Annotated in this window: 15 protein-coding genes; 5 read left to right on the top strand and 10 right to left on the bottom strand. The window is 72.8% G+C overall.

Features of this window, described 5'->3' with window-relative positions:
* The 4 genes from ligA to ACFZAX_RS17835 form a co-directional block, all read right to left on the bottom strand.
* Positions 1-2,202: an NAD-dependent DNA ligase LigA gene (ligA, locus tag ACFZAX_RS17820; RefSeq protein ID WP_390962507.1), complete on the bottom strand. Its 2,202-nt coding sequence runs from the start codon at positions 2,200-2,202 to the stop codon at positions 1-3.
* Positions 2,203-2,303: 101 nt separating this feature from the next.
* The gene (locus ACFZAX_RS17825) at positions 2,304-3,329 is read right to left on the bottom strand and encodes a methionine synthase (protein WP_390962508.1); all 1,026 of its coding nucleotides are present in this window, start codon (positions 3,327-3,329) and stop codon (positions 2,304-2,306) included.
* 87 nt (positions 3,330-3,416) lie between these two features.
* Positions 3,417-4,106: an SDR family oxidoreductase gene (locus ACFZAX_RS17830; protein ID WP_390962510.1), complete on the bottom strand. Its 690-nt coding sequence runs from the start codon at positions 4,104-4,106 to the stop codon at positions 3,417-3,419.
* 68 nt (positions 4,107-4,174) lie between these two features.
* Positions 4,175-4,714, bottom strand: a complete 540-nt coding sequence (locus ACFZAX_RS17835; protein WP_266709401.1) for a TIGR00730 family Rossman fold protein — start codon at positions 4,712-4,714, stop codon at positions 4,175-4,177.
* Between the two features lie 199 nt (positions 4,715-4,913).
* On the opposite strand from ACFZAX_RS17835, the gene ACFZAX_RS17840 reads away from it, so the two are divergent.
* Both ACFZAX_RS17840 and ACFZAX_RS17845 read left to right on the top strand, forming a co-directional pair.
* Entirely contained in the window at positions 4,914-5,249 is a 336-nt protein-coding gene (locus ACFZAX_RS17840; protein WP_390962512.1) for a DUF427 domain-containing protein, read from the top strand.
* 106 nt (positions 5,250-5,355) lie between these two features.
* Positions 5,356-6,156 carry an alpha/beta fold hydrolase gene (locus ACFZAX_RS17845; RefSeq protein WP_390962514.1) on the top strand — a complete coding sequence of 267 codons (801 nt, stop codon included), beginning with the start codon at positions 5,356-5,358 and terminating at the stop codon, positions 6,154-6,156.
* Between the two features lie 51 nt (positions 6,157-6,207).
* Here the strand turns inward: ACFZAX_RS17845 and mnmA are convergent, their stop codons facing one another.
* Positions 6,208-7,341: a tRNA 2-thiouridine(34) synthase MnmA gene (mnmA, locus tag ACFZAX_RS17850; RefSeq protein WP_390962515.1), complete on the bottom strand. Its 1,134-nt coding sequence runs from the start codon at positions 7,339-7,341 to the stop codon at positions 6,208-6,210.
* A 61-nt stretch (positions 7,342-7,402) separates the two neighbouring features.
* On the opposite strand from mnmA, the gene ACFZAX_RS17855 reads away from it, so the two are divergent.
* Positions 7,403-8,089: an N-acetylmuramoyl-L-alanine amidase gene (locus tag ACFZAX_RS17855; RefSeq protein WP_390962517.1), complete on the top strand. Its 687-nt coding sequence runs from the start codon at positions 7,403-7,405 to the stop codon at positions 8,087-8,089.
* 24 nt (positions 8,090-8,113) lie between these two features.
* On the opposite strand, the gene ACFZAX_RS17860 is transcribed toward ACFZAX_RS17855, so the two are convergent.
* The 3 genes from ACFZAX_RS17860 to ACFZAX_RS17870 all read right to left on the bottom strand — a co-directional run bounded on the left by ACFZAX_RS17860 (position 8,114) and on the right by ACFZAX_RS17870 (position 9,922).
* Positions 8,114-9,283, bottom strand: coding sequence for an aminotransferase class V-fold PLP-dependent enzyme (locus ACFZAX_RS17860; protein WP_390962518.1), 1,170 nt, complete (start codon positions 9,281-9,283; stop codon positions 8,114-8,116).
* Positions 9,284-9,296: 13 nt separating this feature from the next.
* Positions 9,297-9,659 carry a DUF4190 domain-containing protein gene (locus ACFZAX_RS17865; protein WP_390962519.1) on the bottom strand — a complete coding sequence of 121 codons (363 nt, stop codon included), beginning with the start codon at positions 9,657-9,659 and terminating at the stop codon, positions 9,297-9,299.
* A gap of 116 nt (positions 9,660-9,775) precedes the next feature.
* Positions 9,776-9,922, bottom strand: coding sequence for a hypothetical protein (locus ACFZAX_RS17870; RefSeq protein ID WP_390962520.1), 147 nt, complete (start codon positions 9,920-9,922; stop codon positions 9,776-9,778).
* A gap of 114 nt (positions 9,923-10,036) precedes the next feature.
* Here ACFZAX_RS17870 and ACFZAX_RS17875 point away from each other — a divergent pair, with 114 nt between their 5' ends.
* On the top strand, positions 10,037-10,687 hold the full coding sequence (locus ACFZAX_RS17875; RefSeq protein ID WP_390962521.1) for a TetR family transcriptional regulator: 651 nt from the start codon (positions 10,037-10,039) through the stop codon (positions 10,685-10,687).
* Positions 10,688-10,780: 93 nt separating this feature from the next.
* On the opposite strand, the gene ACFZAX_RS17880 is transcribed toward ACFZAX_RS17875, so the two are convergent.
* A complete protein-coding gene (locus ACFZAX_RS17880; protein WP_390962522.1) occupies positions 10,781-11,743 on the bottom strand; it encodes a zinc-binding dehydrogenase in 963 nt (320 codons plus the stop codon).
* A gap of 84 nt (positions 11,744-11,827) precedes the next feature.
* Between ACFZAX_RS17880 and ACFZAX_RS17885 the strand changes: the two genes are divergently transcribed.
* On the top strand, positions 11,828-12,463 hold the full coding sequence (locus ACFZAX_RS17885) for a TetR family transcriptional regulator (RefSeq protein WP_390962523.1): 636 nt from the start codon (positions 11,828-11,830) through the stop codon (positions 12,461-12,463).
* 26 nt (positions 12,464-12,489) lie between these two features.
* On the opposite strand, the gene ACFZAX_RS17890 is transcribed toward ACFZAX_RS17885, so the two are convergent.
* Positions 12,490-13,950 carry an MFS transporter gene (locus ACFZAX_RS17890; protein WP_390962524.1) on the bottom strand — a complete coding sequence of 487 codons (1,461 nt, stop codon included), beginning with the start codon at positions 13,948-13,950 and terminating at the stop codon, positions 12,490-12,492.
* Positions 13,951-14,040 lie beyond the last annotated feature (90 nt).

Below are 14,040 nucleotides of genomic sequence, written 5' to 3' on the forward strand. Positions count from 1 at the left end.
CTACTCCTCGGTGGGCAGCGCCGCCGCGCGTGCCGCCTCGGGGCCCTCGTCGAGCAGGACCGCGAATCCGGCCTCGTCGAGCACGGCCACCTTGAGCTGCATCGCCTTGTCGTACTTGGAGCCGGGGTTGTCGCCGACGACCACGAAGGAGGTCTTCTTCGACACCGAGCCGGTGACCTTGGCGCCTCTGCTCTGGAGTGCGTCCTTGGCGCCGTCCCGGGTGTGGCCGGCGAGGGTGCCGGTGACGACGACGGTGAGCCCTTCCAGCGGGCGGGGGCCCTCGTCCTCGCCGGCGCTCTCGTCCTCCATGCGGACCCCGGCCTCCCGCCACTTGCGGAGGATCTCGCGGTGCCAGTCGACGGCGAACCACTGCTTGACGGAGGCGGCGATGATGTCGCCGACGCCGTCGGCGTCCGCCAGTTCCTTCTCGGTCGCGGCGTCGATGGCGTCGATGGAGCGGAACTGGCGGGCCAGTTCCTGTGCGGCGACCGGGCCGACGTGCCGGATGGAGAGTCCGGTGAGCACCCGGGCCAGCGGGGCCTGCTTGGCGGCTTCGATGCCCTCCAGCATGGCGAGCGCGTTCTTCTTCGGCTCGCCCTTCTGGTTGGCGAAGACGGTGGCGATCTTCTCCTCGCCGGTCTTCGGGTCGCGCTTGGGCAGGCCGCTGTCCTGGTCGAGGACGTAGGCGCGGATCGGCAGCAGCCGCTCGATGGTCAGCCCGAAGAGGTCGCCCTCGTCGAGCAGCGGCGGCTCGGCGGGTTCCAGCGGCTGGGTCAGGGCGGCTGCGGCGACGTACCCGAAGTGGTCGATGTCGAGGCATTTGCGGCCGGCGAGGTAGGAGACGCGCTCGCGCAACTGGGCGGGGCAGGAGCGGGCGTTGGGACAGCGGAGGTCGATGTCGCCCTCCTTGGCCGGCTTCAGCGGGCTGCCGCACTCGGGGCACTCGGCGGGCATGACGAACTCCCGCTCGGTGCCGTCGCGCAGGTCCACGACCGGGCCGAGGATCTCCGGGATGACGTCCCCGGCCTTGCGCAGGACGACGGTGTCGCCGATGAGGACGCCCTTGGCCTTGACGACCTCCTGGTTGTGCAGGGTGGCGAACTCGACCTCGGAGCCGGCCACCTTCACGGGCTCGACCTGGGCGTACGGGGTGACGCGGCCGGTGCGGCCGACGCCGACGCGGATGTTGACCAGCTTGGTGTTGACCTCCTCCGGGGCGTACTTCCAGGCGATGGCCCAGCGGGGGGCGCGGGCGGTGGAGCCGAGCCGGCCCTGGAGCGGGATCTCGTCGAGCTTGACGACGACGCCGTCGATCTCGTGCTCGACGGAGTGCCGGTTCTCGCCGAAGTACCGGATGAACTCGCGTACGCCGTCGAGGGTGTCCACGACCTTGTTGTGCTTGGCGGTGGGCAGGCCCCACTCGCGCAGCAGCTCGTAGGCGTGGGAGAGGCGGTCGATGTCGAAGCCCTCGCGGGCGCCGATGCCGTGGACGACCATGTGCAGCGGGCGGGTGGCGGTGACCTTGGGGTCCTTCTGGCGGAGCGAACCCGCCGCCGCGTTGCGCGGGTTGGCGAAGGGCTTGTCCTCGGCCGCCACCAGGCGGGCGTTGAGCTCCTCGAAGTCCTCCATGGGGAAGAAGACCTCGCCGCGGATCTCGACCAGCGCGGGGACGCGGTCGCCCTTCAGCCGGTGCGGGATCTCCGCGATGGTGCGGACGTTGGGGGTGACGTCCTCGCCGGTGACGCCGTCGCCCCGGGTGGCGGCGCGGGTCAGCCGGCCGTGCTCGTACGTGAGGTTGACGGCGAGGCCGTCCACCTTCAGTTCGCAGAGGAAGGAGTGGCCGGTGGAGCCGACGTCCTTGGCGACCCGCTCGAACCAGGCGGCCAGCTCCAGGTCGTCGAAGGCGTTGTCCAGGGAGAGCATCCGCTCGCGGTGCTCGACCGAGGTGAACTCGGTGATGTACGGGCCCGCGACCTTCTGCGTCGGCGAGTCCGGGGTGCGCAGCGAGGGGTGGGCCTCCTCCAGCGACTCCAGTTCGCGCATCAGCCGGTCGAACTCGGCGTCGCTGACGACCGGCTGGTCCCGTACGTAGTACCGGAAGCGGTGGTCCTCGATCTGCTCGGCGACCAGGGCGTGCCGCTCCCGTGCCTCGGTGGGCACCTCGGTGTCCTGCTGGATCCGCTCGTCGCCGGTGCCGGCCATCGTCCCGTCCTCCCGTTGGGGTTGTCTCTCGCGTGGTCTCTCGCATGGTGCGGGGTGCGCGGCGCGGTGCCCCGGGTCAGGGGTCCGCGCCGCGCGTCCCGTCACTCGGGGTTGTCCGCGAGGGAGCGCGCCGCCCGGGCGCAGTGGGCGAGCGCGGCGCGGGCGTACGCGGGCGAGGCGCCCGCGAGGCCGCACGCCGGGGTGAGCACGACGGACTCGGCGAGAGTCCCCGGATTCAGCCCCAGCCTGCTCCACAGCTTCCTGACCCCCATGACGCTACCGCCAGGGTCGGACAATCCGGCCGAGGCGGCGTCGGTGCCCGGCACGATGCCGAGGAGGAGCTGGGTGCCGCCCTCGACCGCTTCGCCGATCGCCTCTTCCTCACGCTCGGTGAGCAGCGAGAAGTCGAAGGAGACCGCGGCGGCCCCGGCCCGTCGCAGCAGGGCGAAGGGGACCTCGGGGGCGCAGGAGTGCACGAGGCCCGCGCCGTCCCCGGGGACGGCGAGCAGGTCGCGCAGGGCGCTCTCGACGATCTGGCGGTCCACGGAGCGGTAGGTGCGGTAGCCGCTCGCGGTCCTGACCCGGCCGCCGAGCACGGCGGTCAGGGACGGTTCGTCGAGCTGGAGCACGACGTCGGCGCCGGGGATACGGCGGCGCACCTCGGCGAGGTGGGCCCTCAGTCCCTCGGCGAGCGATCCGGCGAGGTCGCGGCAGGCGCCGGGGTCGCCGAGGACGGCCTCGCCGTTGCGCCGCTCCAGGGCCGCGGCGAGGGTCCACGGCCCCACCGCCTGGACCTTGAGCACCCCTTCGTACCCCTGGGTGAACTCCTCCAGGGCGTCGAGGTCCTCGCCGAGCCAGGAGCGGGCGCGGCGGGTGTCGCGGCCGGGGCGGTCGCTGAGCCGCCAGCCGCTGGGCTCGACGTGCCCGTACATCTCCACGAGGAGTCCGACGGTCCGCCCGATCATGTCCGCGCCGGGCCCCCGGCCGGGGAGTTCCGCCAGGTGGGGGATGCCCTGGCCGTCCGCGAAGGACCCGGTGACGGTCTTCGCCGTCTCCTGCGCGTCGCCTCCGGGCATGGACCCGACCCCGGTCGCCGCGCACTCGCTGAACCTGCTCTTCTCGCTCACCCGGGAAGCGTACGGTCCCCGGGCGGCGGGGCCGTCCCCCAGGGCACGGTGCCCCCGGGGCACGGGGCCCGGGGCACGGGGGCCCGGTCAGCGCCCGGGGCGGACCGTCAGGTCGTTGACCTCGGCGTCGCGCGGGAGGTCGAGCGCCATGAGGATCGTGGTGGCCACCGACTCGGGGTCGATCCACTGCCCGGCGTCGTACGCCTTGCCCTCCTGCTGGTGGACCTTGGCCTGCATCGGGCTGGCGGTGCGGCCGGGGTACACGGAGGTGACGCGGACGCCGTTGCCGTGCTCCTCGTGGCGGAGCGAGTCGGCGAGCGCCTTGAGGCCGTGCTTGCTGGCGGCGTAGGCGCCCCACTGGGCGGACGCGGAGAGTCCGGCGCCGGAGTTGACGAAGACGACGTGGCCGCGGGCGACGCGCAGTTGCGGCAGCATCAGCCGGGTCAGCTCGGCGGGGGCGACGAGATTGGCGTTGAGCTGGAAGTGCCAGGCCTTCGGGGTGAGGTCGCCGATGTTCCCCAGCTCGACCACGCCGGCGATGTGCAGCAGCGAGTCGAGGCTCTCCGGCATCGGCTGCTGGCCGAACGCCCAGGAGAGCCGGTCGGGGTTGCCGAGGTCGCCGACGAGCGTACGGGCCCCGGGGTGGAGGGCGGCCAGCTCCTTGGCGCGGCCTGCGTCGCGGGCCAGCAGGACGAGGTCGTCGCCGCGGTCGCGCAGGCGGCGGGCGACGGCTGCTCCGATGCCGGAACCGGCGCCGGTGATGAGGTGGGTAGGCATGGGCTCCATGGTCCCACCCGGTCCCGCACGACCGCTCGGCGGGCGCACGGGAGGGGGTGGGTCACGGATCAGAGCTGACCTGCGGACTCCTCCAGGTAGGCCAGCGCGCCGACGCCGTCCTCGGCGAAGAAGACGAGATCGGTGAGGGGGACGGGCAGGAAGCCCTCCTCCTCCATCCGCAGGAACTGCTGCCGCAAGCCGTCGTAGAAGCCGTCCGCGTTGAGCAGGACCACCGGCTTGGTGTGCTTGCCGTGCTTCTTGAGCTCCAGGATCTCGGTGGCCTCGTCGAGCGTCCCCGTGCCACCGACCATGATCACGACTGCGTCGGCCTTCTCCAGCAGCAGCGCCTTGCGCTCGGCGAGGTCGCGGGCGATGACCATCTCGTCCGCGTTCGTCCGGGCCTTGTCCGCGAGGAAGTCCACGGAGACGCCGACCAGCCGGCCGCCGGTCTCCTGCACGCCGTCGGCGACCACCTTCATCAGCCCGCTCTCCGAGCCGCCCCAGACGAGGGTGTGTCCGCCGCGTCCGAGCAGCTCGGCGAATTCCCGGGCGGGGCGGGTGTAGCGGTCGTCGAGGTCGGCGGCGGAGAGAAAGACACAGATGTTCATACGGCCACCGTACGACCGGGCGCCGGTCACGCCGTCCTCGCCCCGGAGGCCGAACGGAAACGGGGCGGCGCGGGCGGGGTGCGGTGGGGCGCGGTGAGGTGCGGCGCGGTGGGGGCGCGGCGCGGCCCGGTGGCGTCCCGCCCGGTGGCATGCGCCGCGGTGCGGGAAGAAATCGGGGGCGCCGTCCGCTGCATCTGACATGACTTCCGCCAAGGGACACCGCATCACCGTCGAGCCCGGCACCGACCACGTACGCGTCGTCCGCGACGGCCAGGTGCTGGCCGAAAGCCGACGCCCGCTCGTGCTGCGCGAGACCGGCTGCCCGGTCCGCTACTACCTGCCGCCCGAGGACGTCCGTACCGAGCTGCTGACGGCCTCCGACACCCGGACTCACTGTCCGTTCAAGGGAGATGCCTCCTACTGGTCGGCGCCCGGGGCGGACGACCTCGTCTGGGGCTACCTCGATCCGAAGCCCGAAGTGGCGGCGATCAAGGATCACTTCTGCTTCTACGAGACCGAAATCGTCGCCGACTGACCGCCAACGCCACGTGCGGGAAGGCCTTTTGAGCCTCCTTCGACCGGTGGAGAAAAAAGAGGCGCGGCAGCGATGAGTTCCCCGGGTACCCGGGGTCTGCCTTCCCATGGACAGGATTCTCTCGCTGGACGGCACACCGATCGCCTACCGCAGACAGGGCGAAGGCGCACCGGTGGTGCTCGTCGGGGGCGCGCTGAGCACCGCCGCGACCGAGGGCCCGCTGGCCGCGCTGCTCGCGCGCCGCTTCACCGTCGTGACGTACGACCGCCGGGGCCGCGCAGGCAGCGGGGCCGGCCCCGGTCCGTACGCGGTGGCCCGGGAGATCGAGGACCTCGCCGCGGTCGTCGGGGTCGCGGACGGGCCGGTCGCGGTGTTCGGCATGTCGTCGGGCGGAGCGCTGGCGCTGGAGGCGCAGGCGGCGGGCGTGCCCATGGAGGTGCTGGCGGTCTTCGAGCCGCCCTACACCCCGGGCGAGGAGGGCCTGCGCTACAAGGCGCGGTGCACGGCGGAGCTGCGGGAGCGGCTGGCGTCCGGCGACCGGGGTGGGGCGGTGGAGCTGTTCCTGGCGCGGACGGGCGTCGGGCCGGAGACGGTGGCGCGAATGCGGCGGGCACCGCTGTGGGCGGGGCTGGAGGAGCTGGCGCACACGCTGGAGTACGACGACGCCCTGCTCGGTGACGGGGCTCCCCCGCTGGAGCGGCTCGGGGCGGTGACCGCCCGCACTCTGGTCGTCAGCGGAGGGTTCAGCGCGGGCCCGGTGCGGGCGACGGCGCTGGCGCTGGCCGGGGCGATCCCGGGGGCCCGGCACCGGACGCTGAGCGGCCAGACCAGGGAGCTCGCCCCGCAGGTGATCGCCCCGGTCCTGGCGGCCTTCTTCGCCCGCCGGGGGCTGGTTCCCCAGGTGTGAGAGGCGAGGTCCCGTGGCCGGGCGGGTCACGCCGGCCACGGGACCTCGCGTTCAGGAGGCGGTGGGGGCCGTCCGGCGCCGGACGGTGGTCGCGATGGTGGCCGAGCCGACGACCCGGGTGCCGTCGTAGAGCACGACCGCCTGGCCGGGGGCGATCCCGCGCACCGGCTCGGCGAAGGAGACGTGCAGGGTGCCGTCGACCAGCTCGGCGGTGACCTCGGTCTCGCCGCCGTGGGCGCGCAGCTGCGCGGTGTAGGTGCCGGGTCCCGCCGGGGCGGTGCCGCACCAGCGCGGCTTGATGGCGGTGAGGGCCGTGACGTCGAGGGCCTCCACCGGGCCGACCGTGACGGTGTTGTTCACCGGGGAGATGTCCAGGACGTAGCGCGGCTTCCCGTCGGGGGCCGGGTGGCCGATGCGCAGGCCCTTGCGCTGGCCGATGGTGAAGCCGAACGCCCCGTCGTGGGTGCCGAGCCTGGCGCCCGACTCGTCCACGATGTCGCCCTCGGCCTTGCCGCCGAGCCGGCTCGCCAGGAAGCCCTGGGTGTCGCCGTCCGCGATGAAGCAGATGTCGTGGCTGTCGGGCTTCTTGGCGACGGCCAGTCCGCGCGCCTCGGCCTCGGCGCGGATTTCTTCCTTGGTGGTGAGGGTGTCACCGAGCGGGAACATCGCGTGCGCGAGCTGCTTCTCGTCCAGCACCCCGAGGACGTAGCTCTGGTCCTTGGCCATGTCGGAGGCGCGGTGCAGCTCGCGGCTGCCGTCCTCGTTCAGTACGACGGTGGCGTAGTGGCCGGTGCACACCGCGTCGAAGCCGAGGGCGAGCGCCTTGTCGAGCAGCGCCGCGAACTTGATCTTCTCGTTGCAGCGGAGGCAGGGATTGGGCGTGCGCCCGGCCTCGTACTCCGCGACGAAGTCCTCCACGACGTCCTCGCGGAAGCGTTCCGCGAGGTCCCAGACGTAGAACGGGATGCCGATGACGTCCGCGGCGCGGCGGGCGTCCCGGGAGTCCTCGATGGTGCAACAGCCGCGCGCTCCGGTACGGAACGACTGCGGGTTCGCGGAGAGGGCGAGGTGCACACCGGTCACGTCGTGCCCCGCCTCGGCGGCGCGCGCGGCGGCGACGGCGGAGTCGACTCCGCCGGACATGGCGGCGAGCACGCGGAGGGGGCGCTGGGAAGTCTGAGTCATAGCCCGTCCAGAGTACGGGTCTCCTGGAACCGATCGCCCGCGGATATGCGTTGCAGCTGTCATGGGAACCACGGGAGGCGGCGGCTCGGGCCGGGACGGGGCGGGGGACGGGGTGAGCCGTCGCACCCTGCTGATCGGCGGTTCGGCCATGGCGGCGGCGGTCACGGCCGCGGCCGTGGCGCGGGACGAGCTGAAGCACGCGTGGTGGCGGCTGCCGGGCGTGGAGAAGCCGCGCACCCCTGGTGAGCTGGACTACGCGGGGGCCCGCTGGACGGCCGCCTCCGAGGCGAACTGGCGTCGCGCGGACCGCCCCGACGACTTCGCGATAGACCGGGTGGTCGTCCATGTCACGCAGGGCAGTCTGGCGAGTGCGGTGCGGGTCTTCCAGGACCCGGCGCACCGGGCCGCCGCGCACTATGTGGTGGGCCAGGACGGGTCGGTGACGCAGATGATCCGGGAGCTGGACGTGGCGTTCCACGCCGGCAACCGCGCGTACAACGAGCGGAGCGTGGGCATCGAGCACGAGGGGTTCGTGGACCGCCCGAAGGACTTCACCGCCGCGATGTACGCCTCCTCCGCGCGGCTGACGGCGTCGGTCTGCGGGCGGTACGGCATCCCCGTCGACCGGGAGCACGTCATCGGGCACGTGGAGGTGCCGGGGACGGACCACACCGACCCGGGCCCGTACTGGGACTGGGACCGGTACCTGGAGCTGGTCCGGCGAGCCTCCTCGGCACGCGCCGCCTGAGCCGAGGACGCGTCCCCCGGTCGTTCAGCTGAGTCCGGCGGTGCGGGCGCGTTCGACGGCGGGGCCGATCGCGCGGGCCACGGCGGCGACGTCCTCGGCGGTCGAGGTGTGGCCGAGCGAGAAGCGCAGGGTGCCGCGCGCCAGGTCCGGGTCGGTACCGGTGGCCAGCAGGACGTGACTGGGCTGGGCGATCCCGGCGGTGCAGGCGGAGCCGGTGGAGCACTCGATGCCCTGGGCGTCCAGCAGCAGCAGGAGGGAGTCGCCCTCGCAGCCGGGGAAGCTGAAGTGGGCGTTGGCCGGGAGCCGGCCGCCCGGGGCGGGGTCGCCGCCGAGCACGGCGTCCGGTACGGCCTTCAGCACGGCCGCGACCAGGTCGTCGCGGAGCCCACCGACCCGGCGGGCGAACTCCTCGCGGTGGCGGGCGGCGTGCTCCCCGGCGACGGCGAAGGCGGCGACGGCGGGCACGTCGAGGGTGCCGGACCGCACGTGCCGCTCCTGTCCCCCGCCGTGCAGGACGGGTACGGGGGTGTGGGTGCGACCCAGCAGCAGGGCGCCGATGCCGAACGGGCCGCCGATCTTGTGCGCGCTGACCGTCATGGCGGCGAGCCCGGAGTCGGCGAAGCCGACCTCCAGCTGCCCGAAGGCCTGCACCGCGTCGGCATGCATCGGAATCCCGAACTCTGCGGCCACGGAGGCGAGTTCGCGGACCGGCATGATGGTGCCGATCTCGTTGTTGGCCCACATCACGGTGATCATCGCGACGTCGTCGGGGTCGCGGAGGACCGCCTCGCGGAGTGCCTCGGGGTGCACCCGGCCGTACCGGTCGACGGGGAGGTACTCGACGGTCGCACCCTCGTGCTCGGCGAGCCAGTCGACCGCGTCCAGCACCGCGTGATGCTCGACCGGCCCGGCCAGGACCCGGGTGCGCCGGGGGTCGGCGTCGCGGCGGGCCCAGTACAGGCCCTTGACGGCGAGGTTGTCGGCCTCGGTGCCGCCCGAGGTGAAGACCACCTCGCTGGGGCGGGCGCCGAGGGCGTCGGCGAGGGTCTCTCTGGACTCCTCGACGGTTCGGCGGGCCCGGCGCCCGGCTGCGTGCAGGGAGGACGCGTTGCCGGTCGCGGCGAGCTGCGCGGTCATCGCCGCGATCGCCTCCGGAAGCATCGGCGTGGTCGCGGCGTGGTCGAGGTAAGCCATGGTGCGTCCGATTCTACGAGCCCCAGGCGACCGTCCCGTGAGCGGTGACCAACACCGCGAGAACGGCGAGGTCGGCGACGCCCAGGGCGAGCCCCAGGAAGGCCCTCCCGCGGCGTTCGGTGGACCGGGCGAGGGCGATCAGCGCCATGACGACGGCAGCCGGGCCGAGCAGCAGGTTGAACGCCAGCAGGCCCAGCAGTCCGAGGACGAACGAGGCGACGGCGAGACTGTCGGCGTCCCGGACGCGTTCCCCGGCGGCCGCCTTCCCGTCGGTTGCGGGCCGGGCGTCGGCGGTGGCGGCCTCCGAGGGCCGGGCGTCGGGGTCGATCCGGTGGCCCGGGCGCAGAACCGGGGCGACGAGCGAGGAGAGGGCCATGGTGCGTGCTCCTTCGGTCGGATGCGGGCAAGTCGGATGCGGGCAAGTCGGGTGTGAGTGGGCCGGACGCCGGTGAGCCGGATGGCGCCGGGTCGACGGGAGGTGCGGCGGGCGCGTCAGTGCGAGCGGCGCTCGCGGACCGCGAAGCCGATCAGCCAGCAGCCGATCACCGCGGCGGACGCCAGGGTCAGCGCGAGCGGGAGGTGCGCGACCGTCCCGAGCACGAGCCCGAAGAGAAGCAGAGCGGCGACGAGGACGAACATGGGCGGCCTTTCTGGACGACGGCCGGAACAGTGAGAGTACGACTGTTCACTGACCGCCCAGTCTAAACCCGCCCGCGCTTCCCCGACTCGGAGAACAGTTGTTTACTGAATGGCATGAGTCACATCGCCGGAGCCCGCCAGGCCCAGAAGCTGAGGACGCGTCAGGCCCTGCTGGACGCGGCCCTCCAGCTCCTGGAACACCAGAGTCTGAGCAGCCTGGGGCTGCGCGAGGTGACCCGGGCGGCCGGAGTCGCCCCCACCGCCTTCTACCGCCACTTCGAGGACACGGCCGCGCTCGGAGTGGCACTGGTCGACCAGACGCTCGGCAGCCTGCACGGCATGATCGGCGCGGTCCTGGCCGGCACCGGGGACAGCGAGGAACGGCTGGAGCGGAGCGTCGCGGTGATCGCGGGCCATGTGGCGGCACGGCCCGCGCACTTCCGCTTCATCGCCCGTGAGCAGCACGGCGGGGTGACCCGGGTCCGTGCGGCCATCGCGGAGCAGCTCGCCCTGTTCGCGCGGGAGGTGGCCGACGCGCTGGCCGGACGGGAGGAGTCGGCAGGGTGGAGCAGGGAGGATCTGCTGATGCTGGGCGGCCTCCATGTCGACCACATGGTGATCACCGCCTCCGCTCTACTGGACGCGGCGCCCGGCACCGAGGAGGAGGTCGTCCGGGTGGCCGGGCGGCGCCTGCGGCTGATCACCCTGGGGCGCCGCCACTGGCTGGACGATTCGGCTCCCGGCCGCCACGGGCCAGAGGCGTGAACCGGGACCGCGGGCTCCGGACGGGGCTCCTGCCTGCCCCGACCGGCCTCGTGGTACGGGGCGATCCGCCCGCCTGATGCCGGATGCCTTCGGCTACGGGGTCAGCACGATCCGGCCGAAGACCTCGCCCGCGTCCATCTTCCGGTGCGCCTGCACGGCGGCGTCCAGCGGCAGCACCTCGTGCACCACCGTCGCGATCTCGCCCCGGGCCGCCGCGGCGAACTGCTCGCTCCGCGCGGCACGCCGGTCGGCTTCGGTGACCGTGGCCGCGCTGAAGGCGCCGAAGGACATCGACTTCTGGAACGCCGCCATGATCCTGGTGCCGAAGTCCGCCGGTGGCCGGCCGGCGACAGCGCCCACGGCCACCATGCGGCCGTTCGGGTTCAGCCGGTCGAAGAACGACGGCATGTCCTGGCCGGCCACCACGTCGATGATGACGTCGTACCCTCCGGGAGCCTCTTCCCCTCCTTCGCCGGAGCGGTCCAGCACATGGGTCGCGCCGAGACGGCGCAACCGCTCGCCCCGTTCGTACGAGGAGGTGGTGACCGCCACCGCGGCGGCGCCGCCGCGCGCGGCGAGTTGCACCGTCATGATCCCGATGCTGCCGGCCGCACCCCGCACCAGGACGGTCTCCCCGGGAGCGAAGCGGGCGTGGCGGAGCCCGAAGCGGGCCACCACACCGGCGCTGCCGAGTGTCACCGCGTCGACCGGGGACAGGTCCGCGGGCAGGGGGACGATCTCCCCGACCGGCGCGAGCGCCTGCTCGGCGTAGCCGCCGCCGGTGCCGGTGGAGGCCCACACCCGCTCGCCGGTCCACGAGGCGTCGACGCCGTCGCCGACCGCGGTCACGGTGCCCGCCACCTCGCCGCCCGGGACGTGGCCCTCCGTGAAGCCGTAGGCGGCCAGAGCTCCGCTCCGGATCACCGTGTCGACTCCGCCCACGCCCACGGCCTCGGTGGCGATCACCACCTGTCCGGCACCGGGCACGGGAGCCGGCAGGTCGACCAAGGCCAGTCCCTCCGGGGCTCCGAACCTCTGGATCACAATGGCCTTCAACGCCGTCTCCCCTGCTCCTGTACCGACCCCTGTTCTCGGGCCGACGCTAACGGACGCCCCCGTCCGTTTGGCTAAAGTGAGAGCATGGCCGACCGTTTGCCTCACACCCGGCGTTCCGACGCGCGGGACAACCGCGAGCGCGTCCTCGACGCCGCCCGGGCGCTGTTCTCGGCCGACGGCCTGGACGTGCCGTTGCGGGAGATCGCGCGGCGCGCGGGGGTCGGACCCGCCACCCTGTACCGCCATTTCCCGACCAAGCAGGCGCTGGCCACCGAGGCCTTCGCGGACCAGTTGCACGCGTGCCGTGCCATCGTCGACGAGGGGTGCGCCGACCCCGATCCGTGGCGTGGACTCTGCCTGGTGATTGAGAGGATCTGTGAGCTGCACGCGCGGGACCGGGGTTTCGGCGATGCCTTCCTGTCGGCCTTCCCAGGGGCGCCGGACGTCGCGGGCCGCGCGTACACGGTGAAGGCGGTCGCCGGACTGGCCCGGCGGGCCAAGGAGGCGGGGCGCCTGCGGTCCGACTTCGTCCTGGACGACCTCGTCCTCTTCCTCATGGCCAACAAGGGGATCCACACGAGATCGGCCGGCACCCGGGTCGCGGCCTCCCGGCGCTTCGCGGCCTTGGCGATCCAGGCGCTCGCGGCCGGCCCCCGGCACGCACCACTGCCGCCGGCGGCCGAGCTGGTGTCCGAGGCCGACGCACCGGACAGCGCCTGATCCCGGGCGAGCCGTGTCCGCAGGTGTCAGGGTGCTTCACTCGCCGAGAGCGGAGTGGCGATGTCCTCCAGCGACTTGCGCTCGGCGGGCACCGCGAAGAACACCGCGACCAGCCCGGCGGCCACCATGAGCCCCGCCCCGATGCAGAACGCGATGACCGCGTCCCCCACGACCCCGCTCGCGGTGAGCCCGGAGAAGATCAGGGGCCCGGAGATGCCGCCCGCGGCCGTACCGATGGCGTAGAAGAAGGCGATCGCCATCGCCCGGGTCTCCATCGGGAAGATCTCGCTGACCGTCAGGTAGGCCGAACTCGCCCCGGCCGAGGCGAAGAACAGCACCACGCACCAGCAGATGGTCATGGTGGTGGCGGTGAGCACCCCGGCGCCGAACAGCCCGGCGGTGCCGAAGAGCAGCGCGCCGGAGAGGATGTAGGTTCCCGCGATCATCGGCCGCCGGCCCCAGGTGTCGAAGAGCCGGCCGAGCAGCAGCGGGCCGAGGAAGTTGCCGAAGGCGATGACGGCGAAGAAGTACCCGGTCGTCCCGCTGGAGACGTCGAAGAACTTCACCAGGATCGAGCCGAACCCGAAGGTGATGGCGTTGTACAGGAACGCCTGGCCGATGAAGAGCGAGAAGCCGAGCGTCGCCCGCTTCGGGTAGTCGCGGAAGAGGGTGCGGGCGATCTCCACGAAGCCGATGCTGCGCCGCTGTTCGATGGTGATCGCGGTCTCCGCCTCGGGGAGCGGACGGCCCTTCTCCTCCTCGATCGCCTTCTCCGCCTCGTCGACGATGCGTTCGGCGCCTTCGGAGTGCCCGTGGATGAACATCCACCGGGGGCTCTCGGGCACGTGCCGGCGGACCAGCAGGATGACCAGGCCGAGGACCACGCCGAGGGCGAAGGTGAGCCGCCAGCCGATGTTCTTCGGGAAGATGTCGGTGTTCAGCGCGAGCACGGAGAGCAGCGCGCCGCCCATCGCGCCCAGCCAGTAGCTGCCGTTGATGATCAGGTCGACGCGACCCCGGTACTTGCTCGGGATCAGCTCGTCGATGGCGGAGTTGATGGCCGCGTACTCGCCGCCGATGCCGAAGCCGGTGAGGAAGCGGAAGAGGAAGAACCACCAGACGGAGAAGGAGACGGCGGTCAGCGCGGTGGCGGCGAGGTAGACCGCGAGGGTGACCAGGAACAGCTTCTTGCGGCCGAAGCGGTCGGTGAGCCAGCCGAAGAAGAGGGCGCCCGAGCACGCCCCGGCGACGTAGAGGGCTGCCGCGAGCCCGGTGACCTGGGCGTCGGTGATCGGCAGTCCGCTGCCGTCCTCGGAGAGGCGGCTGGCGATGTTCCCGACGACGGTCACTTCCAGACCGTCCAGGATCCAGACCGTCCCGAGGCCGATCACGATCATCCAGTGCCATCGTGACCAGGGCAGTCGGTCCAGGCGGGCCGGGACCTTGGTGGTGATGGTCCCGAGACCCGTTCCGTCGGTGTGACTCATGGGGCGTTGCCTTCCTGGGGTCCGGCGTCACTGCACCGCCGCTCGGCGCTGAGTCCGGGTACCCGGGAGCCGTCGGGAGCAAACGGCACG

The sequence above is a fragment of the Streptomyces sp. NPDC008125 genome (assembly GCF_042957125.1).
Lineage (GTDB): Bacteria > Actinomycetota > Actinomycetes > Streptomycetales > Streptomycetaceae > Streptomyces.